Below are 1174 nucleotides of genomic sequence, written 5' to 3' on the forward strand. Positions count from 1 at the left end.
GGGCCACCGGTCGGTCAGGAATGCGGGCAGGTGTCGAGGTACCGCAGGATGGTCGAGTCGGTCGGACGCGGGCAGAGGAACTGCTCGTACCGCACGTCGTTGTCGATGAACCGCTTCGACCACGAGATCATGTACTTGGCCATCGTCGTGTTCGGCGAGTTCGGGAAGTAGTGGCTGGCCCCGGCCAACTCCATGTACGCCTTGTCCGGCGCGCTCGTCAGTGAGTCGTAGAACGGCTTCGCGTGGTTCGCGGGCGAGGCGACGGTGTCGTCCTGCCCGGCGATGATGAACGTCGGCACGCGCACGTTGGACCAGTTCTTGGTGGTGTGCCAGGGAGCGAGCGGGATCGCGGCCTGCAAAGTGGGCCGCTTGTTCGCCGCCTCAAGGGAACCGCCGCCGCCCATCGAGTGGCCCGCCACGGCGAGTCGCGTCGAGTCGATCCGGCCGCGGACGCTGCTCTGCCCGGTGAGGTAGTCCAGCGCCGCCAGCAGCTGGGTGCCGCGGCTCGGCGGGAAGTCGTAGATGCTGAGCGTGTCGATGACGAACACGACGAAGCCCTGCGACGCCACCCGAGGCCCGATCCAGGCCACCGACGACTGGGTCCCGGTGTAGCCGGGCACGACCGCCATCGCGCCGAACGTGCCCTGGCTGGTGTCGGTCGGGTAGTAGATCGTCCCGCCGCCGAATCCGCTGACGCTCGAGCGCGAGACGGTGATCTGGGCGGTGGCGAAGTACCCCCGGCTTGCCTCGATGCTCGCGACCGTGGGGGCAGGCCCACGCTCGTAGGGATTGACCTCGACGGCGTTGGCCGCCGGAGCGGCGACCAAGGCCATGGTGAGAGCAAGGAGAGAACCAACTCTTAACAGTCGAGACATAACCGCTCCGTAGTCGCAGGGTGACCTTGTGATCGGAGCCACAACGTACTGAAAAGTAGTTACTTGCCGGTAGTCCTTAGTTATCAATGACAACGAACGATGTCAGCTGACCCCGCGCTCCTGTCCCGACCAATACGGCTGACGCAGCTTGAACTTCTGGATCTTGCCCGTGGCCGTGCGCGGGATCGACTCGACGCGACTCGCCGTGGCGGGCCACTCGATGGGCGGCGGCGGTTCCCTTGAGGCGGCGAACAAGCGGCCCACTTTGCAGGCCGCGATCCCGCTCGCTCCCTGGCACA

1 protein-coding gene and 1 pseudogene are annotated in these 1174 nt (G+C 66.2%); one reads left to right on the top strand and one right to left on the bottom strand.

Features of this window, described 5'->3' with window-relative positions:
• Positions 1–14: 14 nt before the first annotated feature.
• Complete coding sequence (locus ACRDSQ_RS24465; protein WP_431424315.1) at positions 15–875, bottom strand: dienelactone hydrolase family protein; 861 nt, start codon at positions 873–875, stop codon at positions 15–17.
• A gap of 184 nt (positions 876–1059) precedes the next feature.
• Here ACRDSQ_RS24465 and ACRDSQ_RS24470 point away from each other — a divergent pair.
• Positions 1060–1174 (top strand): annotated as a pseudogene (locus ACRDSQ_RS24470) (alpha/beta hydrolase); the annotation flags it as partial.

Source organism: Actinokineospora sp., assembly GCF_050699995.1.
GTDB lineage: Bacteria > Actinomycetota > Actinomycetes > Mycobacteriales > Pseudonocardiaceae > Actinokineospora.

What these genes read in the sequence shown, in the direction of transcription:
- ACRDSQ_RS24465 (WP_431424315.1), bottom strand. Translation starts at nt 875, where the DNA reads ATGTCTCGACTGTTAAGAGTTGGTTCTCTCCTTGCTCTCACCATGGCC.